This window comes from Marinobacter flavimaris (assembly GCF_002933295.1).
GTDB lineage: Bacteria > Pseudomonadota > Gammaproteobacteria > Pseudomonadales > Oleiphilaceae > Marinobacter > Marinobacter flavimaris.
This window is the reverse complement of the sequence record NZ_PSSW01000006.1, coordinates 40,587-67,252: the sequence shown is the minus strand read 5'-3', so window position 1 is coordinate 67,252 and position 26,666 is coordinate 40,587. Positions and strand designations below refer to the sequence as shown.

The 26,666-nt window shown below is 59.7% G+C and carries 23 protein-coding genes; 10 read left to right on the top strand and 13 right to left on the bottom strand.

Annotated features, from left to right (window positions below; translation table 11 throughout):
• The first annotated feature begins 104 nt into the window (after nt 1-104).
• Entirely contained in the window at nt 105-1,025 is a 921-nt protein-coding gene (locus MDHKLMBL_RS12505; RefSeq protein WP_008172759.1) for an alpha/beta fold hydrolase, read from the top strand.
• 19 nt (nt 1,026-1,044) lie between these two features.
• Here MDHKLMBL_RS12505 and MDHKLMBL_RS12500 read toward each other — a convergent pair whose 3' ends face one another.
• Nucleotides 1,045-2,112, bottom strand: coding sequence for a GGDEF domain-containing protein (locus MDHKLMBL_RS12500; protein ID WP_014578682.1), 1,068 nt, complete (start codon nt 2,110-2,112; stop codon nt 1,045-1,047).
• 195 nt (nt 2,113-2,307) lie between these two features.
• Here MDHKLMBL_RS12500 and MDHKLMBL_RS12495 point away from each other — a divergent pair, with 195 nt between their 5' ends.
• Complete coding sequence (locus tag MDHKLMBL_RS12495) at nt 2,308-3,390, top strand: patatin-like phospholipase family protein (protein WP_104270922.1); 1,083 nt, start codon at nt 2,308-2,310, stop codon at nt 3,388-3,390.
• Between the two features lie 63 nt (nt 3,391-3,453).
• Nucleotides 3,454-3,702, top strand: coding sequence for a CDGSH iron-sulfur domain-containing protein (locus tag MDHKLMBL_RS12490; RefSeq protein ID WP_008172764.1), 249 nt, complete (start codon nt 3,454-3,456; stop codon nt 3,700-3,702).
• Here MDHKLMBL_RS12490 and MDHKLMBL_RS12485 read toward each other — a convergent pair.
• The 12 genes from MDHKLMBL_RS12485 to pilG all read right to left on the bottom strand — a co-directional run bounded on the left by MDHKLMBL_RS12485 (nt 3,684) and on the right by pilG (nt 20,498).
• Nucleotides 3,684-4,706: a PAS domain-containing protein gene (locus tag MDHKLMBL_RS12485; RefSeq protein WP_104270921.1), complete on the bottom strand. Its 1,023-nt coding sequence runs from the start codon at nt 4,704-4,706 to the stop codon at nt 3,684-3,686. The two genes, MDHKLMBL_RS12490 and MDHKLMBL_RS12485, sit on opposite strands and share 19 nt — an antisense overlap.
• A 91-nt stretch (nt 4,707-4,797) precedes the next feature.
• A complete protein-coding gene (locus tag MDHKLMBL_RS12480) occupies nt 4,798-5,610 on the bottom strand; it encodes a metal ABC transporter permease (RefSeq protein ID WP_092030767.1) in 813 nt (270 codons plus the stop codon).
• A complete protein-coding gene (gene znuC, locus MDHKLMBL_RS12475) occupies nt 5,597-6,364 on the bottom strand; it encodes a zinc ABC transporter ATP-binding protein ZnuC (protein WP_092030769.1) in 768 nt (255 codons plus the stop codon). Before znuC ends, MDHKLMBL_RS12480 begins: the two co-directional genes overlap by 14 nt.
• Complete coding sequence (locus tag MDHKLMBL_RS12470; protein ID WP_014578678.1) at nt 6,357-6,848, bottom strand: Fur family transcriptional regulator; 492 nt, start codon at nt 6,846-6,848, stop codon at nt 6,357-6,359. Before MDHKLMBL_RS12470 ends, znuC begins: the two co-directional genes overlap by 8 nt.
• 73 nt (nt 6,849-6,921) lie before the next feature.
• Nucleotides 6,922-7,383 carry a chemotaxis protein CheW gene (locus MDHKLMBL_RS12465; protein ID WP_008172769.1) on the bottom strand — a complete coding sequence of 154 codons (462 nt, stop codon included), beginning with the start codon at nt 7,381-7,383 and terminating at the stop codon, nt 6,922-6,924.
• Between the two features lie 11 nt (nt 7,384-7,394).
• Nucleotides 7,395-8,447, bottom strand: coding sequence for a chemotaxis protein CheB (locus MDHKLMBL_RS12460; protein ID WP_092030771.1), 1,053 nt, complete (start codon nt 8,445-8,447; stop codon nt 7,395-7,397).
• On the bottom strand, nt 8,447-16,039 hold the full coding sequence (locus MDHKLMBL_RS12455) for an Hpt domain-containing protein (RefSeq protein ID WP_104270920.1): 7,593 nt from the start codon (nt 16,037-16,039) through the stop codon (nt 8,447-8,449). The genes MDHKLMBL_RS12460 and MDHKLMBL_RS12455 overlap by 1 nt, the downstream gene beginning before the upstream one ends.
• An 11-nt stretch (nt 16,040-16,050) precedes the next feature.
• Nucleotides 16,051-16,950, bottom strand: a complete 900-nt coding sequence (locus tag MDHKLMBL_RS12450; RefSeq protein ID WP_039881965.1) for a CheR family methyltransferase — start codon at nt 16,948-16,950, stop codon at nt 16,051-16,053.
• A 27-nt stretch (nt 16,951-16,977) separates the two neighbouring features.
• A complete protein-coding gene (locus tag MDHKLMBL_RS12445; protein ID WP_053113269.1) occupies nt 16,978-19,053 on the bottom strand; it encodes a methyl-accepting chemotaxis protein in 2,076 nt (691 codons plus the stop codon).
• 91 nt (nt 19,054-19,144) lie between these two features.
• Nucleotides 19,145-19,690: a chemotaxis protein CheW gene (locus tag MDHKLMBL_RS12440; protein WP_008172777.1), complete on the bottom strand. Its 546-nt coding sequence runs from the start codon at nt 19,688-19,690 to the stop codon at nt 19,145-19,147.
• A 20-nt stretch (nt 19,691-19,710) separates the two neighbouring features.
• Nucleotides 19,711-20,073 (bottom strand): twitching motility response regulator PilH, encoded by a 363-nt coding sequence (gene pilH, locus MDHKLMBL_RS12435; protein ID WP_011787171.1) that lies wholly within the window; start codon nt 20,071-20,073, stop codon nt 19,711-19,713.
• A 32-nt stretch (nt 20,074-20,105) separates the two neighbouring features.
• Nucleotides 20,106-20,498 (bottom strand): twitching motility response regulator PilG, encoded by a 393-nt coding sequence (pilG, locus tag MDHKLMBL_RS12430; protein ID WP_008175635.1) that lies wholly within the window; start codon nt 20,496-20,498, stop codon nt 20,106-20,108.
• Nucleotides 20,499-20,795: 297 nt separating this feature from the next.
• Between pilG and gshB the strand changes: the two genes are divergently transcribed.
• The 7 genes from gshB to MDHKLMBL_RS12395 are packed head-to-tail and all read left to right on the top strand — an operon-like array spanning nt 20,796 to nt 26,501.
• A complete protein-coding gene (gene gshB / locus MDHKLMBL_RS12425; protein ID WP_014578672.1) occupies nt 20,796-21,749 on the top strand; it encodes a glutathione synthase in 954 nt (317 codons plus the stop codon).
• Nucleotides 21,750-21,797: 48 nt separating this feature from the next.
• The gene (locus MDHKLMBL_RS12420) at nt 21,798-22,664 is read left to right on the top strand and encodes an energy transducer TonB (RefSeq protein WP_014578671.1); all 867 of its coding nucleotides are present in this window, start codon (nt 21,798-21,800) and stop codon (nt 22,662-22,664) included.
• Nucleotides 22,661-23,227 carry a YqgE/AlgH family protein gene (locus tag MDHKLMBL_RS12415; protein ID WP_039882120.1) on the top strand — a complete coding sequence of 189 codons (567 nt, stop codon included), beginning with the start codon at nt 22,661-22,663 and terminating at the stop codon, nt 23,225-23,227. The genes MDHKLMBL_RS12420 and MDHKLMBL_RS12415 overlap by 4 nt, the downstream gene beginning before the upstream one ends.
• Complete coding sequence (gene ruvX, locus MDHKLMBL_RS12410; protein ID WP_008175643.1) at nt 23,220-23,642, top strand: Holliday junction resolvase RuvX; 423 nt, start codon at nt 23,220-23,222, stop codon at nt 23,640-23,642. Before MDHKLMBL_RS12415 ends, ruvX begins: the two co-directional genes overlap by 8 nt.
• Nucleotides 23,643-23,649: 7 nt before the next feature.
• Nucleotides 23,650-24,159 (top strand): bifunctional pyr operon transcriptional regulator/uracil phosphoribosyltransferase PyrR, encoded by a 510-nt coding sequence (gene pyrR, locus MDHKLMBL_RS12405; RefSeq protein ID WP_008175647.1) that lies wholly within the window; start codon nt 23,650-23,652, stop codon nt 24,157-24,159.
• Nucleotides 24,160-24,186: 27 nt separating this feature from the next.
• Entirely contained in the window at nt 24,187-25,200 is a 1,014-nt protein-coding gene (locus MDHKLMBL_RS12400) for an aspartate carbamoyltransferase catalytic subunit (RefSeq protein WP_008175649.1), read from the top strand.
• Nucleotides 25,197-26,501 (top strand): dihydroorotase, encoded by a 1,305-nt coding sequence (locus tag MDHKLMBL_RS12395; RefSeq protein ID WP_008175650.1) that lies wholly within the window; start codon nt 25,197-25,199, stop codon nt 26,499-26,501. The genes MDHKLMBL_RS12400 and MDHKLMBL_RS12395 overlap by 4 nt, the downstream gene beginning before the upstream one ends.
• Nucleotides 26,502-26,666 lie beyond the last annotated feature (165 nt).

Sequence of the window (26,666 nt, the reverse complement as noted above, 5' to 3'; positions counted from 1 at the left end):
ACCACTTTGGCCGCCACGCCCAATGGTATGGGCGGTGGGGCTATGGCAGTGGCGGCCGGTTTGTTCTACAGTTTCAGGCTATCAATGTTCGTCGGGGACAATGCATGGATGAGGTGATGCCGACCGTTGGTGGGGTTTCCGCCGCGGGGCGCGAGGAAGGCACCCTAGAAGGGTGGCAACATGGAGGTAAGTGGTTCAGTTTCGAGGGACATGCCATCTTCAGCCGGATGGCAGGCTCGGGAGAACCGCTGGTGCTGATCCATGGATTTCCCACTGCCAGCTGGGACTGGAATCGACTCTGGCCGATGCTGATTCAGCAGCACAACGTGCTGGCCCTGGACATGCTGGGCTTTGGCTTTTCCGATAAACCCGCCGATTACGATTACAGCATTGAAGACCAGGCGGATCTGTTTCAGGGCTGGATTGAGGGTCTGGGTCTGCCGTCCGTGCACCTTCTGGTTCATGACTACGGGTGCAGTGTTGCCCAGGAGCTTCTGGCGAGGGAGCAAGAGGACCTGCTGCCATTCCGGATTGCGAGTGTCTGTTTCCTCAACGGCGCCCTTTTCCCCGAGGTCCACAATCCCCTGCTTATTCAGAAGCTGCTGGGGAGCCCCTTTGGCGGGCTGATCAGCCGAGGCCTGACCCGACGCAGTTTCGAGCGAAACTTCCGCCGGTTATTCGGAAGCCAGAATCCGCCTGATCGACAGGATATGGAGGATTTCTGGCACCTGCTGACCTACAACAACGGCCGGGGCATCCTGCATCATCTGATCCAGTTCATGGAAGAACGACGCTGTCACCGCAACCGGTGGGTTGGCGCGCTGCAGAAGGCAACGCAGCCGATGCGATTGATTTCGGGTACCGCCGATCCGGTCTCGGGTGCCGGCATGGTCAGACGCTACAGGGAACTGATGCCCGATGGTGATGTGGTCACCCTCAGGAATATCGGGCACTACCCCCATCTGGAGTGCCCCTGGGAAGTTTTCAGTGCCTATCGGGAGTTTCGCAAGCGCTGCGAGGGATAACCCCCGGGGCGGGCTTTCCTTAGCCCGATGCGGAATCGGGCATATCCTCGGCACCCCGGCCTACAACCGGTAGCGGCCGGGCCGCGTTGACGACCTGGTTGCGACCCCGGGATTTTGCTTCGTAAAGCGCCTGGTCCGCCCGGTTCAGCCAGACTGACCAGGTCTCACCCTTGCTGACCTCGGCGACACTGGCACTGGCGGTTACCTTGATATCTTCCAGGAATGGCCGTGCGCTGATGCTGGTCAAAAGCTGATTCGCCAGCACATCGGCATCTTTCTGGCGGGTTTCCGGCAGAACGATCATGAACTCCTCACCACCAATCCGGAACAGCTGATCGCTCTCGCGCAGGCGGGATCTCAGGCGCAGTGCCATTTCCGTGAGCACCTTGTCGCCGGCCAGATGACCCCACTGATCGTTGATCGTCTTGAAGTAGTCAAGGTCCAGCAGAATCAGGCTGGAGACCCGCTCATACCGCTCCCGCATCTGAATCTGACCGTTGAGGATGTCAGCCAGTTGCGAACGGTTCAGACAGCCGGTCAGGGGATCGGTGGTTGCCAGTCGCGTGAGTTCCTGCTGAAGCTTGCCCACCAGCCAGGCGAAAATCATGGCAAACAGGCACGTGAGGCCCAGCGAAAAGGTTATCCGCCAGAAGTCGGCCTCGGGAAATCGTAAAAAGGACACGACGGCCATAACGACAACGAAAACAATGTTACTTCCAATCGCCTCCCTGAGCGGTAGTAAAAAGAACAGGGCCGTGGCCGCCGGGTAGGCCCAGTACAGGCCGGCATGGCCATTGATGTGTGTCGAGTAGGCGGCACTGACCACGGCGAGCAGTGGAAACAGACGGCCTTTGAGGAAGTAGGTGCCCCGGAACCTCAGGAATGCGATAACCAGAAGGGCGTTCGTGCAGAACAGGACCAGTACCGCGGAAAGCAGATAATGGGATTGCTGCCATTGCACCAGAACCAGGGGCGCTACGGCGATAAATGCCCAGAAATGCAGGTGATAAACCAACTGGCGCTTGAAACCCAGCACCGCGAGTGTCGGGTTGGTGGCAAGGGTGGAGGGTGGTACCGAAAAATTCACAGCATACTCCCGCTGTTTGAGTCGTATCCGCCCGCGTCCGGTGCCGGGACAGTCTTGAAGTCTAGCATGGCCGTTCATTTAATGAAGCAGACAGCGCCGTTTATGACCACCATTAGTTTTGTTCAGTTGGCCGCGCCTTGTCCACTTCGTTAAACTCCGCGGGACTGATTCAGGGACACGCCCAGGGACCATCCTATGACTGCTATTCACATCCGAGAACCGGCTCTGACGATCCGGGCAGGCCGGCGCGCGATGCAGCGCCTCAGGGAAACGCCGCTGTCGCCCGAGGATGTGCATGTCATTCCGGGTGCTGCCGGTGGCCCCAAGGCTCTGGGAATAAGTGGCCTGGATAAAGCCATTTTCGGTGACTGGTTGCCAAGGGTTCCCCAGGAGCGATCATTGATCGGCTCGTCGATCGGCAGCTGGCGTTTTGCCGCCGTGGCTTCCTCCGATGACCCGAAAGCCCAGCTTGCCCGGCTGGCGGAACTTTATACCGCACAACGCTTTGCCAAGGGTGTCAGCGCTGAGGAAGTGAGCCGCAAGAGCGTGCTGTTTCTGGAAGAGCTGCTCGGTGGGCGGGAAGACGCCATTCTGAACCACCCATGGTACCGACTGAACGTTGTGGTCGTTCGCAGCCTTGGCATGCTGGCGGAAGACGCCCGGGGCCGGCTGGGGCTCGGCCTTATGGGCGCGATCAGCGCCAACATGGTCAGTCGTCGTCATCTGGGCAGGTTCATGGAGCGGGGGATCATCCATGACGCCCGCCTGAAAGCGCCTGTGTCCAAACTGGTGGATTTTCCCAGCCACGAGGTTGCGTTTAACCGCGATAACCTGTTGCCTGCTCTCCTGGCCTCCGCATCTATCCCCCTGGTGATGTCCGGTGTCCGCAATATCCCCGGCGCGCCCGAGGGTGTCTATCGAGACGGTGGTTTGCTGGACTACCACCTGGATCTGCCTTACCAGCAGCCTGGCGTGGTGCTCTACCCGCATTTCACCGATAAGGTGGTTCCCGGCTGGTTCGACAAGTCCCTGCCCTGGCGGCGGGGCGACGCCTCCCGGTTGCAGGACGTGCTGCTGGTTGCGCCATCAAGAAGCTATCTGGAGTCCCTGCCTGACCGCAAGCTCCCGGACCGGAAGGATTTCGAGCGCTATGCCGGTGACGATGCCGGCCGGGAACGGGCCTGGCGTTCGGCGATTGCCGAGAGTGATCGCCTTGGCGATGAGTTTATGGAACTCACGGAAACCCGGCGCCTGCCCGATGTCATCAGGCCGCTCTGAACACAGGGCTTCCGAAAGAGTGACTATACTGGTGCAGTAAAGTCACGAATCGGGGAATACGTTATGTCGGATGAAAAACCGGTGGTCGCCAGCAAGACACCGTTCTCTGTGATGGTTGAGGCGGGCAAGAACTACTTCTGGTGTGCCTGTGGCCGCAGTGGTAGCCAGCCATTCTGTGACGGTTCCCACAAGGGGACCGGGATAACCCCGATCAAATACGAGGCGGAGAAGAAAGAGTGGGTGTGGTTCTGCGGGTGCAAGCAAACCGGTAACGCCCCTCTCTGCGATGGCAGTCACAAAGCGCTCGAGTAGAGCGCCATTCGCTGCAGGGTGCTCACCCTGAAGCCCGAGAGGCCGTGAACCGGGTCTTTCAGTGCCCGAACCCTGAGTACTACTGGAATCTCCGTCTCCTGGTCACGATGGACCAGGGAAAGGTCAACGCGTTCAATGGAACTGTCACTGCGGGCGGCCGCGAGAGCTCGCCGGAAATTGTCCCGGGACGCCGGTGCAATAAGTTCCTCCAGGGGCTGGTTGACCAGGTCAGCGGGTGCCTGGTCCAGAAGTTCGGCGATTTGCGGTGAAACAAAACCGATCCTGCCTCTTTCGTCCAGTTCCCATATGACCGCACCGGACAGGGCCACCAGATCCCGGCTCCGTTGCTCACTATCGTTCAGTGCCCGCCGAAGTATCGATTTTTCGACCTGAAAGTTGGCGATCTGATGGTCAGCACCAATTTCTCTCTGTTCCAGACCACGAATGTGAAGTGTTTGCCGGTGTAGCCGTCGGTTCAGCACCAGGGTGAGGGCGGCCGCGAACACCGACAGGGCTGCACCGGCGATCCAGACGGTTCGTCGGGAGGCTTGGGCGACCGCTTCAAGTCCCTCTGGCGACGGTACGGTCGTGAGTATCCAGTTCTGATCCATTGGCGAAACTTCGGTACGCAGCGCCCGTGTCGGGTCCACCGAACCGTTGGTGCCCAGTTCCAACAGCGGCATCTTGGTATGTCGTTCGAGGGTGTCGATGCGCAGTCCGAGAGAATCCGGCAGGGTGTCACTGAACAAGGCCTGGAGCCAGGCAGACACGGGTTGGTTGTGGTCGCCCACCATAGACTGGTCCGGAACGTTGGCCAGCAGATGATTCACCAGGGCCTGATGCTGGGCGTGATATCGCGCTTCGGCAAGCGCCATGGCCCGACGCGCTTCAATGTTTGCAGTAATTCCGGTTACCAGCAGGCCGGCGGCGACCAGAAGCAGGGGAATCCAGATTCCTGGCCATAAGACCGGTCTGCGGAAACGGGCTGGAGTCGAGCTTTCCATGCCGGGCGTCCTTTGCGGCTGGGTCTGTACCCTCAGAACAGACCGACGTTACTCCTATACTCTAGTCCAGCTCATGAAGAGAGGGAAATGCTCAGGTCCGGACTTTGCCAGCTGCGCCGTAGACCAGCAGGAATACGGCAAAAGCCGTGACAACAACGGAAGGGCCGGCCGGTGTGTCCAGGTGCCAGGACAGACTCAGACCGCCGCTCACCGCGACAAACCCGAATCCGACGGCCATGGCTGCCATGATTTCCGGATTGTGGGCCAGGCGCCTGGCGGTTGCCGCAGGAATAATCAGCAGTGCGGTAATCAGCAGCACGCCCACGATTTTCATGGCTACCGCAATGACCAGTGAGAACATCAGCATCAGAACGAGGCGAAGCCGCTCTACGGCAACACCCTCCACCCGGGCGAGTTCTTCGTGAATCGTGCTCATCAGCAACCCCTGCCAGAGCACGGCAAGGAGGATAATGATCAGTGCCGCGCCGCCGTAGATCCACAGCAGGTCTTCACGGCTCATGGCCAGCAGATCCCCGAACAGAAGGCCGGTCAGATCGACACGGACATCCGGCATGAAGCTCAGGGTTACCAGCCCTATGGCCAGGGCGCTGTGGGCCAGTATGCCCAGTAGGGTATCGGTTGCCAGAGTCCGGGTCCGTGACAGGAGTACCAGTGCCATGGCCAGCACCACACAGGTGATGATCACACCGAGGTTCAGCGGTACGCTGATCAGGAAGCTCAGGGCGATGCCGAGCAAGGCCGAGTGCGCCAGGGTATCGCCAAAATAGGCCAGTCGTCGCCAGACCACGAAACAGCCCAATGGACCGGCTACCAGGGCCACGCCGAGTCCGCCGATCAGGGCGCGCCAGAAGAAATCGTCCAGAATCGCGTCAATGATGGGCATGGTCACACTCCGTGTGTCTGCCCTCGACAACATCCCCGTGCAGATCGTGGCTGTGGTTGTGGTGATGGTGATAGACCGCGAGGGACTCTGCCACGGGGCGACCGAATGTCTCGATGAAAGCCGGGTCGTGGGAGATGTCCTCGGGGTAACCGCTGCAGCAGACATGCTGGTTCAGGCAGATAACCTTGTCGGTTGCTGCCATGACCAGGTGCAGGTCGTGGGAGATCATGATAACACCGCAGTTCAGGTCATCCCTTAACTGGCGTATCAGATCATACAATGACGCCTGGCCATTGATGTCGACGCCCTGGGCGGGTTCATCAAGGACCAGAAGGTCCGGTTTGCGGGCCAGGGCCCGAGCCAGCAACAGCCTCTGCTTCTCTCCCCCGGAGAGGTGGTGTACAGAGGAATGCAGCAGGTGTCCGACGCCGGTTCGGGCAAGGGCAGACTCACATTCTGTGAGGGACCGGCCGCTGAGCAGCATGAACCGTTTGACGCTCAGGGGCAGTGTGGCCTCCAGCGTCAGATGCTGCGGGACGTACCCGATCACCAGGTTCTTTTTCAGGGACACCAGACCCTCAGACACTTTCTGGATGCCCAGTACGGCCTTGATCAGTGTCGTCTTTCCTGCCCCGTTTGGACCAATGATGGTGATGATGTCGCCACGGTGAATCTTCAGGTTGACCTGATCAACCACGGGGCGTTCGTCAAACCGGACAGTGAGGTTCTCCAGGGTGACCAGAGGATCAGTCATGGCCCGGCTCCGACTGGCATCGGGGGCAAAGGCCGGCAATTTCAAGCGTCGTGGTCTCGGCCCGGAAGCCTTCGCCGGATGCGGCTTTACGAACCTCTGTTGAAACCTCTGGAGCGGTCAGTTCGAGCACATTGCCGCAGGCGCGACAGATCAGAAACATGCCGGTGTGGCTTTCACCCGCGTGGGTACAGCCGATAAAGGCGTTGAGCGACGCGATGCGGTGCACCAGCCCATGCTGCTGAAGGAAATCCAGTGCGCGGTAAACGGTGGGCGGCGCAGCGTTATGACCATCGGACGACAGTTCCGCCAGCACGTCGTAGGCGCCCAGCGGCTTGTGGGACTGCCAGATCAGTTCCAGAACTCGTTCCCGGATGGGCGTCAGTCGGGCATTCTGCCGCTGGCAAATGGTCCGGGCGTCAGTCAGGGCCTGACTGACACAGGCATCGTGGTTGTGAGGCCGGTAGGGAATAGCACGGGCAGACATGGTCGCAATCCTGCAAAATTTGAAACATTATAACATTTGCAGGGCTGTCTGCCATGTCCGGCAGTGGCACGGGTCAGTGTCGGGACTTTACAACCAGGGATTCCAGAAATTCCAGATTCGGGATCCAGGCATGCTCACCTTCAACCTCGACCTGCATCAGATCCGCCGGCCCCGGTTCACCCTCCAGCTTCCTGACCTGGTCTTCCGCCAAACGGGCCTGGCTGGGAATGCCCTGGGTAACCAGTGCCATAAACGGGACTTCCTTGTGGTGATCGCCAATGGTGTTGAGGACCACGATGCGGCCCCGATTATCGCCCGGAACGGTGAGGGCGCCGCCGTTGGCCGCGTCGTATGAAATCACCGGAAGTTGCAGGCCCCGCCAGTCAAGGTAGCCAACCAGCCATTCCGGCGTGTTCGCGCCGGCATCAGCGCTGGCATAGTCGACCACTTCCGCAATCGAGACGTTGGGCAGCAACAGTTGCCGTCCGCTCATGGGAATCATGACGCAGGAGAGGGATTGGCTGTTGTCATTCATTGCGTGTTACCTCAGGCGGAGTCCCGTTTCTGCCGGCTCTTGAGCAGGCAGGATTCTTCGATGGTTTTTACCAGTTCCCGTGCCAGCTGCTCCGGGGTGCCACAGAAACCGCTGCAACCGGTGGCGGCGACGGATTCGGGCATAGAGCTGTTGCCGCAGCTTGTGCTCTCCTGGACCCAGATCCGGCTACCGTAGGCTTTCAGTAAAGGCGCTGCAATAGCGCCATCATTACCCATGCCGGAAAAAAGAATAGCATGGCAGCGCTGGCCGTAATGATCCGCGACGTTAAGCAGGACCTGATCAATGGAAGGGCCATAGGGCCCCGGCCAGGCATTGCTGGTTTCGGTGAGGGCTCCGTGCTCTTTCAGCTTCCATTCGTGCTCCACCGGCATCAGCACCACATCACCATTCTTGACCCGATAACCTTCCTCGGCTCGCTTGAGCTGGTAATGGGCGTGGCGACCCAGTACCCGCGTAAGAACCTCTGTGAAGTTACCATCTATGTGCTGGGCGTAGATGAAGCCCACGGGCAGATTCGGCGGCAGGTGGTCCAGAAACGTCTTAACCGCCGCCGGCCCTCCCAGTGAAGCGCCCAGAATCCAGACTTCCTCGGCCACCGAACCGGGTACGGCAGGCGTTATCCAGTGAGGAAGTCCCGGCGATGGTGCTGGTGCCGGCGTTTCCTGCTCCAGTTCTGTCAGAGTGGCTTCTGAGTCCAGCTCTTCCAGATGTCCCAGTTGCTGCTCAAGTTTGCCCAGTAAACGTCGTTCCCAGCGAAAATACTCGGTACTTCCCGGCTTGGGTGCTTCATCCAATCCGAACAGTACCGGTGCGTCGGTATTTTCAAGCAGGTGATCGAACAGTAACGGGTGATCTGCCTCGTCTTCGAGGGTAACCAGCCAGAGGCTGGCATCCGGGAACTCCGGGTAGCCCAGCAAACGCTCGGGATCCCCGGAAAAACGCACCTCCAGACCGAACTTTGATGTCGCGGCCTGCAGTCGGTGTCGCTGCAGAACCACATCCGAGACGATCCCGACCCTTGGCCGGCCAGTCTGGCCGGCCATCACTGACGTCCGGTCAGCCGCTCAATAGTCTCAAGCAACTCGGTTTCCTGGAACGGCTTGCCGAGATACTCGTTCACACCAATAGCCAGCGCGCGTTCTCGGTGTTTCTCGCCGGTCCGTGAGGTGATCATGCAGATCGGAATTTCCCGCAGGCTGTCGTCGTGGCGCACGAAGCTGGCAACCTCGAAACCATCCATCCTCGGCATTTCGATATCCAGCAGGATGATGTCCGGTTTGTGATCCTGCAATTGTGCGACCGCGTCCAGGCCGTCTTTGGCAGTGATGACTTCCATGCCGTTGCGCTCCAGCAGTCGTGAGGTAACCTTCCGTACGGTAACCGAGTCGTCCACCACCATGACCACGGTAGCCTGCTCCTCGTACCGTGCAGACTCCCGGGCTTTCTCGAGATTGGCCAGGCGCTGGCGCTCGGACAGGATGTCGGAACGGATCATCGCAGGCAGGTCGAGAATCACCACCACGTTCCCGTCACCCAGGATGGTGGCACCGGACACACCGCGCACCGAACTGAACTGCGGGCCAAGGGATTTAACAACGATCTCCCGGCTGCCCATCAGGTTGTCCACCTGCAGGGCCATGGGCTGCTCAGCGCCGCGCACCAGAATCACCGGCAGCGGCAGGGCCTGCCCCTGCAGCTTCGGATGGTGATCGCTGTTCAGCAGGCTGCCCAAATATTGGAGCCGGTATTCCTGGCCGGCGTATTCGTACATCGGCGCGTCCGGCTTGTAGTATTCCTCAAGCTCGTAGGTGCTGACCCGGACAATACCCTCGATGGTGTTCAGCGGGATCGCGTAGAAATCCTCGCCGGTGGACACCATCAGCGCCCGGTTGACGGAAACCGTGAACGGCAGGCGAACCGTAAAGGTGGTTCCGCGGCCAACGGCGGAATCGATGTCGAGGCTGCCGCCAAGCTGTTTGATCTCGCTGGCAACGACGTCCATGCCCACGCCGCGGCCGGAAATCTGGGTCACTTGTTGGGCGGTGGAGAAGCCGGGTTGCAGGATAAACTGCAGGATTTCCCGCTCGGACAGATCCTCGTCTTCCCGCAGCATGCCCTGACGGATCGCCTTGTCGCGAATGACCGAAGAGGGAATGCCGGCGCCATCGTCGATCATCCTCAGGACAACGTCGCCACCTTCGCGGGTCAGTGACAGTGTGACTTCGCCGGTCTCCGGCTTTCCGGCTTGCTTACGGTCCGCCGGGCTTTCAATGCCATGGTCCAGGGCGTTCCGGAGCATGTGCTCCAGGGGCGCGATCATGCGCTCCAGGATGTTCCGGTCCATTTCGCCTTCGGCGTTGCGGACATCGAAGTCGACTTTCTTGCCAAGTTCGCCGCTGATCTGGCGAACGATGCGCCGTAGACGGGGCACCATGGAGGCGAACGGAATCATCCGGGTCTTCATCAGACCCTCCTGGAGTTCCGTGTTGATCCGGGACTGCTGCACCAGCAGGGTTTCAGTGTCCCGTACCCGGTCAGACAGGGTTTCCCGCAGGTCTGCAAGGTCCGAGGAGGACTCGGTCAGAGCCCGGGACAGCTGCTGGATGGAGGAGTAGCGGTCCATCTCCAGCGGGTCGAAGTCGTCGCCGTAATCCGGTCCGTGTTCTTTCTCGGCACTGAACAGGATCTGGGCTTCGGTCTCGATTTCCATCCGGCGTAGCTGCTCACGCAGACGCTCGATGGTTGCGGCCATTTCGTCCAGGGTATGGCCAAAATCGCTGGTCTGCTGCTCAAGCCGGCCACGGGTAATACTGGTTTCACCCGCCAGATTGACCAGCTCATCCAAAAGCGGCGCGGACACCCGAATGGTCTCCTGGGCCGCCCGCTGTGCCTCGGCCGCCTGTTTGCGAACCTTGGCCGGCGATTTCCCGGGCTTGGGTGCCGGTGCTACCGGTTTTTCTGCCTGGGCGGGAGGCGTCGGCTCTTCAGGCTTTTTCGGTTCCGGCGCGGCCGGGGCTGGCGCAGGCTGTTCGGCCTTTGCCGAGGGCACACCCATGCCGGACTCATAACCCTTACGGATGTCGGCAACCAGGGCGATGATGGCGTCGTGATCTTCGGTAATGGCCTGCCACTGGGACTCATCCGGGGCATTGCCGCCAAGGTCGATTAGACGGGTCTCAAAGGCGTGGGCCCTGTCGCCAAGCTGGGTCAGCTGGGAGAGGCGGGCGCCGCCTTTCAGCGTATGCAATGCACGCTGGGCTTCCTGGTTGAAGGTGTGGTTTGCCGGCTCCTTGCGCCAGTCATCGAGCAGCTGCTCCAGCTGGTCTATGATTTCACCGGCTTCCTCCAGGAAGATTTCCAGTACTTCCGGATCGATCGCTTCCTGTTGGGACTCTTCTCGGGGAGCAGCGGTCTCTTCGGCGGCCACTTCGTGGGCCACCCGGAAGTCCTCAATCAGGTCCGCATCGGGCTCGGGCTTGCTGCCCTGTTCCAGGCTGTTGAGCATGGTCTTCAGGCTGCCCAATGCCCGGTCGCTGAGCTTCAGCAACGTCTTCTGGTTATTGGACCCGGAGATGAGGGGATCCAGAGCGTCGGACCAGGCTTCTGCCAGGTTGGCAATCGGATCGACGTCAGAAAGCCGTGCGCCACCCTTGAGGGTATGCAGTTCCTGCTGCAGCTGGGTCAGTCCGGTCAGTTCCTCCGGCTCGTCGCGCCACTGGTCCAGACACTCGCTAATGGCGTCGTAGATTTCCAGGCCTTCGTCCAGGAAGATGCCGATCAGGTCATCATCGCTGGCCTGTGTCAGAGTCTCGCTGAGGTCGGGGGCATCTGCTGACTCCTCGGGGGGCGCCTCGGCAATTTCGGCCCCTGCCGGCTGTTCCGGCTCTTGTACACGATCATCGGACGGCGCCGACTCGCCCCGAAGGATGGACTGGACGCGAGCGACCAGCTCCTCCGCCGGTGGGCAAGGCTTCTGCGTCGCCACCTGCTCAACCATTTGCGCCAGCCGGTCATGGCAGGCGAACAAGAGGTCGTTCATGGCGTCGCTGGCTTCCAGCTGCCCCTCCGCAACCTTTTCAAACAGGTCTTCGAGCACGTGGGTCAGGTCGCCAATGGCCTCAACGCCAGCCATCCGGGCGCCACCCTTGAGCGTGTGAACATCCCGTTGCAGTTCCGCGGCAATGCTCCGGTCCGACGGGTCTTCGGTCCAGGTGTGCAGGGCGCTGCCGGTAGAGTTGATCAGGTCGTAGGCTTCTTCCAGGAAAATGCCGACCAGCTCCGGATCCAGGTGCGAGAGATCGGCAACACCGTCTTCCACCTCGCCGGTTTCCGCGGTTTCTGAATCGGAATCGACGGGTTCCTCGACTTCCGGGAGCGGGGCCTGCTCTTCGTCGTTGAAATCCGGTTCTGCTTCTTCAGGGCTCGCAACATTGGTGACCGGGCGTGTTCCGGTGGCGCTGTCGATGTACGCCTGGATTTCGCCAATCAGATCCGGCGCAGGGCGCGGTGGCTCCTTGGCTTCAAGGTTCTCGACCATGCCCGCAAGCCGATCGTGGCAGCGGAACAGCAGATCTGAGAGCTCATCATTGATCGATAGCCGCTGCTCGGTCAGTCCCTCAAACAGGTTTTCCAACTCGTGGGAAAGATCGCCTACGGCAGGAATGTCGGCCAGGCGTGCACCACCCTTAAGGGTATGCAGATCCCGCTGCAGCAACCGAAGGATATCCAGGTTTCCGGTATTTTCGCTCCAGCTCTGCAGCGCTTCGGCGGTGCTGTCGATGAGGTCGCGGGCCTCTTCCAGGAAGATCTCCGCAAGCTCTTCGTCCATGTCATCATCGGATTCGGACATTTCCGGCAGCGGCGGTTGTTCGGCCGCCGCTGGTTCTTCATTTGCCGGTACTTCGGTTTCATCCATCTCAAAGCTGAGATCGATTTCCTCGAGTTCACCGGTGAATTCCTGCTCGAAGGCGTCGGGCTCCTGGATTTCTGTGCTCGGAGCCCGTTTCAGGTTTTCGAGCGCGGTAACCATGTCGTCGCTGGATTCCGTGGCAAGCCCGGCAGCCACCTGATCCATCATGTTGATTAGCTGTTCGTGAGCTGCCCGAACGGTCTCGAAAAAGGTTTCGTCCGGCGCTTCATCGTGTCTGGCGGCTTCGTCGTAGGTGTCTTTCAACGCGCTTGAGAGCGCGGCAACGTCGCTGAGCCCGGCTTCTGAGGCGCCGGAGGTCAACTGCTCCAGCTCGGAACGCAACGGGTTCAACGACTCCATCTCGCCGGGATTGTCCGCCCAGTGGTCGAGAATCCGGTCAGCATCCAGAACGATGTCGAGGCCTTCGTTCAGGAACAACTGAACCAGCCGTGACGGTGCCTGCTGCGGATGCTGGCGCGGAGCTTCCTCGCTGTGGCCGCGGAGTGTCTCTTCCGTCAGTTGGTCCAGCTTCTCGAGGAAGGCTTCGGTGCCCGGCAGCGAGGCCTGTGGATTTTCACGGATCTGGGCCAGGCCCTGGGTCAGGAAATCGCAGGCGGATTCGATCAGCGAGAGCACGTCGCGGTTGGCCCGCTTGTTCTGTGCCCGGGATTCCTTGACGAAGCGTTCCAGTGGTGTGATTACAGCAGCAATGGGTGCGATGCCGGCGGTATGGGCGCTGCCTTTGAGTGTATGCAGGGCCCGGGAAAGATCATCGGTGTAGGTAACCGTGGTCTTGTCTCCGGCTGCTGACAGGAAATCCTTCAGCGTCTGCAGATGGGTCTGGGTTTCACTTTCAAAAATATCCAGCAATACCGGGTCGACCGCATCCTCTTCAGTCGTCTCGATCTCTGCGTCTGCAGCGGTGATCTCATCTTCCGCTACGGTTTCGGAGCCGTCCGATTCGGCCGCCGGCATCATGCTGGCATCGGGAATCTCACCGCTGGCCAGGGCGTTGGCGCGGGCTTCGAGGTTGGCGGTATCGAAGGAAGCCGCACGGCGCTTCTCGAAATCGTCGACCAGGGCCGGCAGGCTGGCAGTGACATCCTCCAGAAGACTGGCGATGTCATCGTTCATGAAGATGCTGCCGTCGATAACGCGGTTCAGCATGTTTTCCACGGACCAGGCCAATTCGCCAACAACCAGCGCGCCGACCATACGGCCACTGCCTTTCAGCGTGTGGAAGGCACGGCGAACTTCTGACAGAGCGCTGCGGTCATCGTGCTGGCGCAAAAGCATTGGCAGGTATTCGCGAATGGTGTCCAGCACCTCACCGGCTTCTTCGACGAATATTTCAAGTATTTCATCGTCAATCAGGTCATCGTCATCGGCGGACTCATCCGACACGGCCTCAACGGTGGCTTCTTCAACGATGGATTCCGGGGTTTCCTGCTCTTCTTCTCCCGAGTCGGCGACGGTGTCTTCGACCTCGGGAATGTCCTGCGCCGTCACGGCATCGTCGTCGGTGCGACGGGTGGTTGCCATGGCCTCGGCCCGGTTGATGAGCTCCTCCACGTCGCCTGCGGTCTGGCCGTCCTTGAATTCACGGATCAGTGACGGAATGCGGGCATTGACCTCGTCCACCAGGGTGAACATGTCTTCGGTGGGGCGAATGGTCTGATCGATCACCCGATTCAGCAGGTTTTCCACAGACCATGCCAGCTCGCCGATACTGGTCGCGCCCACAAGTCGTCCGCTGCCCTTGAGCGTATGGAAAGCACGACGAACTTCGGTCAGAGCCTCACGGTCGTCGTGATTCTGGCGCAGACGGGGATAGAATTCATGAATGGTCTCGAGAACCTCTTCGGCTTCCTCAACGAAAATGCCAAGAATTTCGTCGTCCAGGAGCTCCGAATCCGAGCTTTTGGCCTCTTCCGGGGCGGTCGAAACGCTGGCTTCGTCCTGCTCGTAAGACGGTTCAGCGACGGTCTCTTCATGGGCCGTGGTTTCAGTCCAGGTGGGCTCAGCCCCGACCGGGAAGCCGAGGGAAGCGAGACTGTCCTCGGCCACCCGCAGAATCGAATCGTTTTCACCAATCCCCTCAGCGAGGCGCTCCAGGTAATACTCGATGCTGGTAACCGCATCGGCCAGGATGTCGAGCTGCTTCCAGTCAGGAACCTGCTTGCCGTCCAGCAGCACATCGCTGATGTAGCGCTCTGCCGAGGCCAGCATGCTTGCAACCCGGTCCAGCGGAATCAGGCTGAGGCCGCCGCGAATGCTGTGCAGCAGGCCGGGGACATGCTCGATTTCCCGGGTATCCCATTGCGAGGCAATGAAATTGACGATGGCGGATTTCACCTGCTCCAGAGTGTTCCGTGATTCCCGCAGCAACGCGCCGCTGGCCTCGCCCAGTTCCCGGGAGCCAAGGTTAATCGGTGTATCGGAGGTTTCGTCAGCGGACGACTCCTGCTGACCTTCGCTGTCCAGGCCGGCGAGACTGGCTTCGACGTAAAGCAGTGCGCCGGCGATATCCATCAGCGTGCCATCGTCAACCAGCTCGGCCTGGGCGCTGAGTTTCTCAACCAGTTCGACCTGCTCGGTGATCACTTTCCGCGGTATGCCCAGACCCAGTACAGCCAGGGTGTTGGCCACCTGGCGCAGACCCGGCAACAGGTCGTCAAGCTCACTGTTCTGGCGGAGCTCTGAGCGGACAAACAGATCCAGCTGATCCTTCAGTTTCGCCAGCTCTTCATTGAGCGCGCCGACAACGGAATGGATGGCGTCCCTCCCGGGGCCGGAGACACGGGTTCGGGCGGCATCAACATCGTCTTCTGACGGCAGTGCCTGGTTCAACTGGTAGGCATCCCGCAGGGCACTGACCTGGGGTGAATCCAGATCCCGCGCACGGGCAACGTAGTAGAGCAGGTGTTTGAGCAGCGCTTCCGGTGCCGGTTGCTGAAGGATATCGGCGTGCTCATCGGTCAGTCGGCGTATTTCACTGTCCAGCTCCCTGAGCAGGGATTTCACCGCCGCATTTACCGGGTTTACGTGTGCCTGAAGTGTTTCCACAAACGCACTGGCCGCTTTCCAGAGCTCGCCCCGGGGCGTTTTCTGGCACAGACGGACCAACCGTTGAATAACCTTCTGCATGTACTCGAAATGGGCATCGAGATCCGCTTCCCGGATAACACCGGCCAGCGCAAACTGGTACATCTGACGCAGCTTGCGGATGTGGCCCAGGACTGTGGGGTCCTGCAGGCGCTGGGAGACCTTGCCGGTCACGCTGATTCGCGAGGGGGCCAGGTCCGGTTTGAACAACGAGGTATCAGACAGCAGGGATTCGCCACGGGCGGCCCGGAGGTCGTTAAGCAGTGGCAGCAGCACCATCGGGAAATCGTCCTGGCTGCTGGCCAGATGCTCGAGGTACTGGGGCAACTGCAGGATGGCCTGCATCAGGACTTCAACGGCTTCGTCGGTATTGGCAACGGTTTCGTTGAGCACGGCCTGGGTGAGCTTTTCCATCTCCTCGGTGAGCAGGGCTGCACCGTAGAGCTCGACCATTTGCAGGGTGCCATGTACCTGATGGAGATAATTCAGGCAGAAGCGCAGGCGCGCGGTGTCGTCACGATTCTCGACATACGCTTCCAGTGCATGCTGACCCTGGGTCAGCGTGTCCTGTATCTCTCCCCGAACCCAGTCGAGGGCGATGCTGTCATGGTGATTGCCCATAACCACTCCGGTTATTCTTCGTCAGTCTGGCGTTTGATCCACGCCAGCACATGTTCCGAGGGGACTCTCTGTAACCCTGGAGGCTGCCAGTCGGTCAGCTCTCCCTGGCCCAGTACCAGCAACCCCCCGGGCGCCAGCCGCTCTGCAAGTCGCTTGACAATTTCCCGCCGGCGCCAGCGGCGGAAATAAATCAGCAGATTCTGGCAGAAGATAATGTTCATCCCGTGCATGGGTGCTTTATCCAGGTCCAGAACATTGAGTCTGGTAAAGCACACCCTGTCGCGGATGCTGTTCACGATTTCTACGGTGTTCCGCTCGGCCGGGCGGAAATACCGTGCTTTCATTTCCTCGTCCATTCCCAGCAGTTTGCGGGGATTGAACTGACCGTTCCGGGCCTTCTCGATCACCGGCTTGCTGATATCAGAGCCGGTGACACCGAACAGAGGCTGCAATGCCAGCTGCTCCATGCATTCATTCAGCACCATGGCCAGGGTGTAGGGCTCTTCCCCGGTGGAGCATCCGACACTCCAGGCCTCCAGGGGGCGCTTTTTCAGCTGTTCCCGCGGCCGTGTCAGGACATAGTCGGATACCAACCGGAAGGCGTCGGGATCCCGGAAGAACCGGGTTTCCTGGACAGTGAGCCGGTCCACCAGCGTTGACCATTCCCTGATTGCATCCGGCCCGGATACGATCTTTTCGTAATAGGCCTGATAGCTGCTGCAGCCGATTTCCCGCATCCGGATGCCAAGGTTCGTTTCCAGAAACGAACGGCGCTCGGACGACAGGGTGATCCCGGTTCGGTGTTCCAGCAGGGTTTGCCACTGGCTGAACTGCGCCTCGTCCATATCCGGAAGTCGACGCAGTGACCAGATGCCCTCGGCAGGTGACAGGTTGTTATGCATTTGCGCCATAAACCGTCAACAGCCCTGGAACGGAAATCAGCCCACCACCGGAACGTCGCTGTCTTCCTCTTCCTCGTAATCCGCCGCTTCTTCTTCCGGCAGAGTAAAGCCGGCAACGGAGGAGCGAAGCTCGGACGCCATTTCTGCCAGGTTACCGATAGACTTCGCAGTCGCGTTGGTACCGGAAGACGTCTGGGACGTGATTTCCTGGATAACGTTCATGGTGTTGGAAATGTGCGCCGCCGACGAAGACTGCTGACGTGCAGCGTTGGAGATGTTCTGGATCAATTCCGCCAGAGACATGGATACGTTCTCGATTTCCTCGAGGGCGATACCCGCGTCCTGGGCCAGACGGGCACCACGGACCACCTCGGCGGTGGTGTGTTCCATGGAGATAACGGCTTCGTTGGTGTCCGACTGGATCGTCTTAACCAGCGCTTCAATCTGCTTGGTCGCTGCAGAGGAGCGTTCCGCCAGTCGCTGTACTTCGTCGGCAACAACCGCGAAGCCCCGGCCAGCGTCACCGGCCATGGAGGCCTGGATCGCCGCGTTCAGGGACAGGATGTTGGTCTGGTCGGCGATGTCGTTGATCAGGGATACGATGTCACCGATTTCCTGGGAAGATTCACCCAGACGCTTGATCCGTTTGGAAGTTTCCTGGATCTGCTCACGGATGTTGTCCATGCCACGGATGGTGTTCTGTACCACTTCCGCGCCTTTCTTCGCGATCGCAACCGACCGCTCTGCAACCGCGGAGGACTCGGCAGCGTTCGACGATACCTGGTCGATGGACACGGCCATCTCGTTCACCGCGGCGGAGGCGCCGGCGATTTCCTGGGCCTGGTGCTCGGAAGCATCGGCAAGATGCATCGCAGTGGCCTGGGTTTCCTGAGCCGCTGACGCTACTCGTACGGCAGTACCACGAATCGCCTGTACCAGTCCGCGCATCTGGTCGATCGCGTAGTTGATGGAGTCGGCGATGGCACCGGTGAAGTCCTCGGTTACCGTGGCCTCGGTGGTCAAGTCACCATCAGCCAGGTCGGCCAGTTCGTCCAGCAGTCGCAGGATCGCGTTCTGGTTCTGCTCGTTCTGCTCTTGCGTAGTAGCCAGTCGGGCCTGGGCTTCGCGGTACAGGGCCAGACCGATAAACACAACAATGGCAACCATGGCGGCCAGGATCGCGAAGGCCAGGGTCGGGCTGACCAGACGTGAGCCGGACTGGGTCCGGAAGTTCTCGGCCAGTACAGACAGTTCGGAAAGCAGGATCTCGGAATTCTGGAAGATGTCGCTGGCAGCAGTACGAACCTTGAAGAGGTCGGGAGAGGCTTCAAGGATTGCGTCTACGTTCTGGGAAACGAACTGGAACAGTTCATCGACAGCTTCAAGGCCGTAGATGGCGTCTTCGTCATTTACCTGGGAGATCCCCATGGCCGGGTTGCCGTTCAGCTGGCCTTCAAGCACTCGGCCGAACAGGCTTGCGTCACGACCGAAACGGTCCGCGGCAATAACCGCGTCTTCGTCACCGGAGAGTACGTTGTTAACCGAGCGAACAATCCGCTCCGCCAGGAGTGACTGACGCTGCGCCAGTGCGATCTGTTCGGCGGGTGCGTCGTTGTCGAGCAGGATTTGTACGATATCGTCGTACTCAACCTGCAGCTGCGGAATGGTTTCGTTCAGAGTCCGGGCAACCTCGTGGAGACCGAGCACCGCATCCTGGGTGGAGAGGATGCTGTCGGCGTTTTCCCGCACGGTGTTCCAGTTTTCCTGAACGCCACTCTGCTGGGCCAGTTCACTCGGCGGCAGACCGGTTTCCGGATTACCCTCGGTTACGTTGGTCCAGAGCTGCTGGAATTCGTCACGGGAGCGGCGCAGCTGGTTGAAGGCCTCGGCTGTACCGCCGGCAGCCTCGGTCGCGTTCTTCGCAATCTCCTGAGAGAGCACCCTCAGTTCGGCGGTGTTGGCGATGTATTCCTGATCGTTCTGGCTGTCTGTATTGATAATGAACAGCACCACAACGAGCAGGATAGTGAGTGCGATCAGCGCGGCGATCAGGCCGGCAACCAGCTTGTTGCCTCCCTGTCCCATACTGAGTCTTCCGGCTCTGTTCTTCATTTTCTGGCTCCCGGCCTCTTCAAGAAATTGGCAAGTTTGTTTTTTCGGGTTTCAGGCGGTCAGGGTGATGTTCCTGCCATTGTCACCACCCTTACCACTGTGCGACGTCAAGAAATCGTTCGTCCTCGAGCAGGTCGACGGCTGAAAACACTTTCCAGACTTCCTCGTTGCGTTCATAACCGCCTGAGACAAACGGTCGAACGTTTTCAGGCACGCCCTCGGGCGAATCCTTGAAACTGTCAGTTGCGAAATACTGCATGCCCAGCACACTATCGACTACCAGCCCGCTGAAAATGTCACCCTGCTCTACCACCAGCACGCGCCGTTCCCGCTGGCTACGGGAAGAGCGGGGAATATCGAAAAAGCCGGCAAGATCAACCAGGGGCAGGAGGCGGCCGCGAACATTGGCCGCGCCAAGCAAAAACGGGCGAACCCCCGGTATATGGGTAAACCGGGGGACGTGGAGGATTTCAGTGACTTCGCCCATGGGGGCAACATACCGTTCGCCTGCGAGAACGAAGCCGATGCCGTTCCACAGTTCAACGGCTTGCTGTTGTTCCGGCAGGCCGGCAGCCAGCGACCGGCTGCGCGCGGCGATATCCGTCAGAACGGCAAAAGGGGCGGCCTGGGCGGACATGCTTACTCCACGGTTGGGGATCAGGCAATCAGACTGTTGATTGTTTTGATCAGGTCGTCTTCGTTAACCGGCTTGACCAGGTAACCCTTGGCGCCCTGTCGGGTGCCCCAAACGCGGTCAGTTTCCTGATCCTTGGTGGTTACGATGACGACCGGGATGGACGCGGTTTCCGGGGCGCGGGTCAGTTGGCGGGTTGCCTGAAAGCCGTTCAGGCCGGGCATAACCACATCCATCAGAACCAGGTCCGGGGTCTCTGCACGAGCCTTGGCAACGCCGTCTGCGCCGTTGTCAGCTGTAAGCACCTCGTGCTTATGCTTTTCCAGGATCGTGGAGATTTTCTTAACCTCGGTAGGGGAATCGTCAACAATAAGAATGCGGGCCATGGTTTCCTCGATAGTTCTTGGGGTCAGCAGGTTTACTGTTCCGCCTGTGGAACATACTGGCGGATGGTATTAAGCAGCTCATCCTTACTGAACGGTTTGGTCAGATACTGGTCCGAGCCGACGATACGGCCCTTGGCCTTGTCGAACAGACCGTCCTTGCTGGAGAGCATGATAACCGGCGTCTTTTTGAAGGAGGAATTGTTCTTGATAAGTGCGCAGGTCTGGTAGCCGTCCAGGCGGGGCATCATGATATCGACAAAAATGATGTCCGGCTGTGAATCGGCAATCTTGGCAAGAGCGTCAAAGCCGTCAGTCGCGGTGATGACCTCACAGCCGACCTTTTTCAGAAGGGTTTCTGCGGTGCGACGTATGGTTTTACTGTCGTCGATCACCATGATCTTCAAGTTCTCGAAGTTGTCATCCATTGTCCAACTGCCTTGCGCTCAGCGACTGTCGTTATTTTAAAACGGGGGTTTTAACACAAACCTTAAGGTTCTTCTATAAACCCCGCTCATTTATAGATTATCAATGGCCGGATAAAAAGTATTAGTTTGTGACCAAATGTACTACTGCCCGCAACGTCACGTAACTGACTGAGGATTTCTCCGGATGCATTTGCAGTTCGGGTACAATACCATCTGATTTCAAAGCATAGCACTTAATGTCTGGTCCGCTCTGCAGACCGGTTCGTGTTTTTAACCCTCAGGAGTGCAGGAACGCCCATGACCGTCAGACTCGGGATCGTGATGGATCCGATTGAAGATATCCACTTCAAGAAAGACAGCTCACTGGCCATGTTGCTGGCTGCCCAGAAACGCGGTTGGGAAATCGAGTACATGGAGCTCCCCGACCTGTACCTGGACGGTGGCCGTGCCATGGCGCACACCCGTGACCTGACTGTGCACATGGATCCGGAAAACTGGTACGGCTTCGGGCCGTCCCAGGACCGGGCGCTGGGAGATCTGGATGTCATCCTCATGCGCAAGGACCCGCCGGTAGACCGGGAGTTCCTGATGGCCACCTATATACTGGAGGCGGCCGAGCAGCAGGGCGCTCTGGTGGTCAATCCGGCGTCCACGCTGCGTGACTGCAATGAGAAGCTGTTCGCCACGCAGTTTACTGACCTGACACCGCCACTACTTGTCAGCCGTTCGGCTAGTCGCTTCCGTGAGTTCTACGCCGAACACGGCGATGTCATCATGAAGCCGGTGGACGGCATGGGCGGTCATTCGATCTTCCGTATCCGGGAAAACGATTTCAATCTCGGTGTCATCATCGAAACCCTCACCAACTATGGCACGCACCAGGCCATGGCCCAGAAATACATCCCCGAAATCAGCGATGGCGACAAGCGCATCCTGCTGATCGACGGTGAACCGGTACCCTATTCACTTGCGAGAATACCCTCCCATGGCGAGAATCGGGGCAATCTGGCCGCCGGCGGCCGGGGTGAAGGTCGTGAACTGACCGCGCGGGATCGTGAGATCTGCGAACGCGTTGCCCCGGTGATCAAAGAGAAGGGCCTCATTTTTGTGGGCCTGGATGTCATCGGTGACTACCTTACCGAAATCAATGTCACCAGCCCGACCTGTATCCGGGAACTCGATGCGGCCTTCGGGATCGATATTGGTGGCTTATTGATGGACGCGATTGCGAAGCGTCTGGGCCAGGCATAATCCGGTGATGGCGGCCGGGCAGGTATAACGACAGGATCCATATCAGGAATGGCAGTTCAGGTAAGCGACTTCGACCGGTTTTCCTTCACCCTGTTTATGGCGCTGGCGGTGCACGCCATCGTGGTGCTGGGAATCACCTTTGCGCCTGAACCGCCCCGTTCCTCTGCCCAGACCATGGAAATCACCCTGTCCCAGTTTGACGATGAGGAAGCTCCGGAGAAGGCGGATTTCCTGGCCCAGACCAGTCAGAAGGGCAGTGGTACCGAGGAAGAGGTTCGGGAAATGACCACCCCGCAGCCGGCGGAGGTGAGCCAGCCGCAGGTGGCACAGGTTCAACCCGAGCCTCCTGCGCAAACCGAGCCGCAGCCGCGTCAGGAAAAGCAGGTCGTTCAGACCGAAAGTTCTTCCAGTCAGAAGGTTCGCCAGCCTGAAGAGCGCACCAGGCCGGAAGAGGAGCCTCTGCCGGTTCGCGAGAAAAAGAGCCTGATGGAGCGCAGCCTGGAAATTGCCAGCCTTGAGGCCCGATTCGATGCCCAGCAGCAGGCCTATGCCCGCAAACCCAGGGTGATGCGGGTAACCGCCGCCTCTACGCTCAAGTCCACCAACGCCTGGTACGTTCAGAACTGGGTGAGCAAGGTAACGCGGGTGGGGAATATCAACTACCCGACCGAGGCGCGCAATGCCGGAATCTATGGCACACTGCGAATGCTGGTGTCACTCAAGAAAGACGGCACCATTAAAGAGGTGGCGATCCTGCAGTCTTCCGGCAGCACCGTCCTGGATGATGCTGCCATCCGTATAGTCAGGATGGCCTCACCTTTTGCACCATTTCCGGACGAAATGCGGAAAGAGGTGGATGAACTCGAAATCATACGTACCTGGTCCTTCCAGCGTCGGGGGCTGACATCCGGATGACAGCATCAAAACACTCTCCCCATAGCTTGCGCCACCAGTTCCTGGTGGCATCGCCCTATCTCGCTGATCCCCGTTTCCATGGCGGCGTGATCTACATTTGCGAGCATTCTGACGACGGTGCCCTGGGGTTAATGATCAATCAGCCGCTGGACATCCACCTTGGTGAAATTCTGGAACAACTGGACCTGCCAGGCGGCGAGCTGGATCTGCCGGTATTCAGCGGTGGTCCGGTGCAGCCGGAACGCGGCTTTGTGCTGCATCCCCCAGGCACCAGCTGGCAGAACACGGCGAAGGTCACCGACGATGTTCTACTGACCACATCCCGCGATGTATTGGCAGGCATTGGTCGTGGCGAAGGTCCCGACGAGTACCTGGTGGCATTGGGCTATTCCGGCTGGAGCGAAGGGCAACTGGAAGAGGAACTGGGCAGCAACGCCTGGCTCACCTGTCCGGCCAACACCGACATCCTGTTCCGTACTCCCTGGGAAGAGCGCTACAAGGCGGTGCTGCAGCTGATCGGCATTGATCTCAATCAGCTCAGCGAGTCGGTCGGTCATGCCTGAACCGGCCAGCCGTCGCGTCATGGCGTTCGATTTTGGCACCCGCCGTATTGGCGTAGCGGTCGGTCAGGAGTTGCTTGGATCCGGCCAACCGGTGGCTCTGATTCCTGCCCGAGACGGTATCCCCGATTGGCAACAGATTGAGTCCCTGCTCGAGGAGTGGCGTCCGGACCTGGTCGTGGTCGGTTTGCCCCTCAACATGGACGACACCGAAAACGATATGTGTGCCCGGGCGCGCAAATTCGGCAAGCGCCTGCATGGGCGCTACCACGTGCCGGTCGAGATGGTGGACGAGCGGCTCACCAGCTTCGAGGCCAAGGGTGAAGTGATGGCCGCCGGAGGCAGTCGTGATTTTGGTCGCCACGGAGTGGATGACCGGGCCGCGGTGCTGATCCTGGAAACCTTTTTTCAACAGTGAGGACCGAATGACGGCATTGCTTGATATTGATCAGTTGCTTGACCAGATGGAAACCGGGCTGCGTCAGGCGCTCGAGCAACGGGGCGTGCAATCCCCGGTCCTGATCGGTATACGGACCGGAGGCGTCTGGCTGGCCGACGTGCTGAGCAAACGCCTTGGCATCGAAGAGCCGTTCGGCGAACTGGACATCTCCTTCTACCGCGATGATTTCAGCCGCATCGGCCTGAATCCCCGGGTGAAACCCTCGAGTCTGCCCTTCGATACCGAAGGCCGTGACATCATCCTGATTGACGATGTCATCATGAGCGGCCGGACGATCCGCGCCGCCATGAATGAGATCTTCGATTATGGCCGTCCAGCCAGTATCATACTGGCCACCCTGATTGACCTCGGTGCCCGGGAACTGCCCATCCAGCCGGATGTGGCTGGCAAGACAATGGCGTTGGAATCCCATCAACGCGTCAAACTGCGTGGCCCCGACCCGCTCCGTATCGAGCTTCAGGAAGCCGGACAATAAACCTCCGAATCGGATAACAGGCGACCCATGACCGCGAACGACTCTTCCCCGCACCACTTGCAGCTGACCCGGGATGGTCAGTTGCGGCATTTCCTCACTCTCGACGGTCTGGATCGGGCGCTGCTGACCGACATCCTGGACACGGCGGACTCCTTTATCGAGGTCGGTGAGCGAACCATCAAGAAAGTGCCACTGCTTCGCGGGCGAACCGTGGTAAACCTGTTTTTCGAGTCCAGCACCCGAACCCGCAGTACCTTTGAGCTGGCGGCCAAGCGCCTCTCTGCGGATGTGCTCAACCTGGATATCAGCACCTCGGCCACCTCCAAAGGCGAATCCCTGTCTGACACGCTGCTCAACCTGGAAGCCATGGCCAGCGACATGTTCGTGGTCCGGCACTCCCAGAGTGGTGCGCCGCATTTTATTGCCGAGAGCGTGACGCCCGGCGTCGCCATCATCAACGCTGGTGATGGTCGCCACGCTCACCCGACGCAGGCCATGCTGGATATGCTGACGATTCGCCAGCACAAGGGGCGTTTCGAGGGCCTCAAAGTCGCTATCGTTGGCGACGTGCTGCACTCCCGAGTGGCCCGCTCCCAGATCCGGGCTCTCAACGAGCTGGGTGCGGAGGAAGTTCGCGTCATTGCCCCGGGAACCCTGCTTCCCAAAGACGTGGAAAGCCTCGGCTGCACGGTGGAATACGACATGACCCGCGGGATGAAGGATCTGGATGTGGTCATCATGCTGCGACTGCAGAAAGAGCGGATGGAAGGCGCATTGCTGCCCAGCGAGCGCGAGTTCTACCGGCTCTACGGCCTGAACCAGCAAAAACTGGCGTTGGCCCATCCGGAATGCATCGTTATGCACCCGGGGCCGATCAATCGGGGCGTTGAAATCGAATCGGCGGTTGCCGACGGACCACAGTCGGTCATTCTGAACCAGGTGACCAACGGCATCGCCATCCGGATGGCGGTCATGTCCATGGCCATGGGTGGCCAGGTTTCAGAACGGCAGCAGAAATTGAGTGAGAGGGGCCAGGCATGAGCAGTGTCAACACATCCGGAACCAGCCTGAAGATTACCGGAGGCCGACTGTTCGATGGTCAGGGCCCGGAGCAGCAGAATACCGCGCTGCTGATCCGGGATGGCCGTATTGCCGCGATGGGCGAAGCTGCCGCCCGGGCACAGGCCGACGAGACAATCAGTGCAGAGAACGCTGTCATAACGCCGGGGTTTGTCGATCTTTGCTGTAACCTCCGTGAGCCGGGCAATGGTCAGAAAGGCAATATTGCCTCGGAAACTCTCGCAGCGGCTCATGGCGGTTTCACGACGGTCTGCGCTTCGCCGGAAACCTCGCCGGTGAACGATTCCAGTGCCGTCACCCACCTGATCCGGGACGGCGCCGCCAGCCGGTCGCCGATCCGGGTGTTGCCCATTGGTGCCATCACCCGGGGTCTGGAGGGTGATTTGCTCAGCGACATGGCGGGCCTGGCCTCGGCGGGTTGTGTCGCTGTGGGTAATGGCTCCCGGGGCGTGCGCAACGCCCGCATCTTGCGCCGCTGCATGGCCTACGCCCAGACCTTTGGTTTGACGGTAATGTTCAGTCCCGAGAACCAGGCCCTGGCTGCCGACGGCTACGCCCACGATGGCCTGGTAACATCTCGCCTGGGCCTGCTCGGTATTCCGGAAGTGGCGGAAACCGCTGCGGTGATGGAAATGCTGTTGCTGGCGGAGGAGACCGGGGTACGGTTGCATCTGAGCCAGCTCTCCTGTGGTCGCAGTGTTGAAATGCTGGCTGAAGCCCGCCGCCGCGGCATTGCGGTAACCGCCGATGTGGCCATGCACCAGCTTGTGTTCACCGAGGAGGCCCTGGCCGGTTTCGACAGCCGCTTCCATGTTCGGCCTCCTCTGCGCGGCGAGGGTGATCGGAAGGGGTTGATAGCCGGTGTTCGGGACGGCGTGATTGATGCCATTGTCAGTCAGCATCAACCTCACGATACCGCCGCCAAGCAGGCGCCCATGGCAGCCACCGAGCCGGGACTGTCGAGCATTGAGAGTGTGCTGTCGCTGGGGCTGGAACTGGTGGAGATGAATGAGCTGGCACTGCCTGATCTGATTCGCGCGCTGACCAACGGTCCGGCTTCCGCGCTGGGCAGAACAGCCCGCCTTGCCGAGGGTGAAATCGCTGATGTCTGTGTGTTTGATCCTGATGCCTTCTGGACACCGAACTCGAAAACACTGGTTTCAGCCGGTCGCCATGCGCCGGTGACCGATCGCGAACTGCCGGGTGTCGTCCGGCTCACTCTCAGTGAGGGTCGAAAGGCCTGGCCAAAGCCGGCAATCTGAATCCGGCTCAGGCGACAAAGTGCGGCAGGGGTTGCGGAACCTCTGTCGACACCATCACAGAATCCTCCCTTTTTGCTGAAAAACCCTTGATGGCAGGCACCTGTGCCAACGTATTCTTGTAGCCGTCGCCCTATGGTCGACCAAGGAAAGCGTGGCCTGACCGGT

Bases quoted from the DNA above. Each gene is read 5' to 3' on its own strand.
- MDHKLMBL_RS12505 (WP_008172759.1), top strand. From the start codon at position 105: ATGGATGAGGTGATGCCGACCGTTGGTGGGGTTTCCGCCGCGGGGCGC.
- MDHKLMBL_RS12495 (WP_104270922.1), top strand. From the start codon at position 2,308: ATGACTGCTATTCACATCCGAGAACCGGCTCTGACGATCCGGGCAGGC.
- MDHKLMBL_RS12490 (WP_008172764.1), top strand. From the start codon at position 3,454: ATGTCGGATGAAAAACCGGTGGTCGCCAGCAAGACACCGTTCTCTGTG.
- MDHKLMBL_RS12485 (WP_104270921.1), bottom strand. From the start codon at position 4,706: ATGGAAAGCTCGACTCCAGCCCGTTTCCGCAGACCGGTCTTATGGCCA.
- MDHKLMBL_RS12480 (WP_092030767.1), bottom strand. From the start codon at position 5,610: ATGCCCATCATTGACGCGATTCTGGACGATTTCTTCTGGCGCGCCCTG.
- znuC (WP_092030769.1), bottom strand. From the start codon at position 6,364: ATGACTGATCCTCTGGTCACCCTGGAGAACCTCACTGTCCGGTTTGAC.
- MDHKLMBL_RS12470 (WP_014578678.1), bottom strand. From the start codon at position 6,848: ATGTCTGCCCGTGCTATTCCCTACCGGCCTCACAACCACGATGCCTGT.
- MDHKLMBL_RS12465 (WP_008172769.1), bottom strand. From the start codon at position 7,383: ATGAATGACAACAGCCAATCCCTCTCCTGCGTCATGATTCCCATGAGC.
- MDHKLMBL_RS12460 (WP_092030771.1), bottom strand. From the start codon at position 8,447: ATGGCCGGCCAGACTGGCCGGCCAAGGGTCGGGATCGTCTCGGATGTG.
- MDHKLMBL_RS12455 (WP_104270920.1), bottom strand. From the start codon at position 16,039: ATGGGCAATCACCATGACAGCATCGCCCTCGACTGGGTTCGGGGAGAG.
- MDHKLMBL_RS12450 (WP_039881965.1), bottom strand. From the start codon at position 16,950: ATGGCGCAAATGCATAACAACCTGTCACCTGCCGAGGGCATCTGGTCA.
- MDHKLMBL_RS12445 (WP_053113269.1), bottom strand. From the start codon at position 19,053: ATGAAGAACAGAGCCGGAAGACTCAGTATGGGACAGGGAGGCAACAAG.
- MDHKLMBL_RS12440 (WP_008172777.1), bottom strand. From the start codon at position 19,690: ATGTCCGCCCAGGCCGCCCCTTTTGCCGTTCTGACGGATATCGCCGCG.
- pilH (WP_011787171.1), bottom strand. From the start codon at position 20,073: ATGGCCCGCATTCTTATTGTTGACGATTCCCCTACCGAGGTTAAGAAA.
- pilG (WP_008175635.1), bottom strand. From the start codon at position 20,498: ATGGATGACAACTTCGAGAACTTGAAGATCATGGTGATCGACGACAGT.
- gshB (WP_014578672.1), top strand. From the start codon at position 20,796: ATGACCGTCAGACTCGGGATCGTGATGGATCCGATTGAAGATATCCAC.
- MDHKLMBL_RS12420 (WP_014578671.1), top strand. From the start codon at position 21,798: ATGGCAGTTCAGGTAAGCGACTTCGACCGGTTTTCCTTCACCCTGTTT.
- MDHKLMBL_RS12415 (WP_039882120.1), top strand. From the start codon at position 22,661: ATGACAGCATCAAAACACTCTCCCCATAGCTTGCGCCACCAGTTCCTG.
- ruvX (WP_008175643.1), top strand. From the start codon at position 23,220: ATGCCTGAACCGGCCAGCCGTCGCGTCATGGCGTTCGATTTTGGCACC.
- pyrR (WP_008175647.1), top strand. From the start codon at position 23,650: ATGACGGCATTGCTTGATATTGATCAGTTGCTTGACCAGATGGAAACC.
- MDHKLMBL_RS12400 (WP_008175649.1), top strand. From the start codon at position 24,187: ATGACCGCGAACGACTCTTCCCCGCACCACTTGCAGCTGACCCGGGAT.
- MDHKLMBL_RS12395 (WP_008175650.1), top strand. From the start codon at position 25,197: ATGAGCAGTGTCAACACATCCGGAACCAGCCTGAAGATTACCGGAGGC.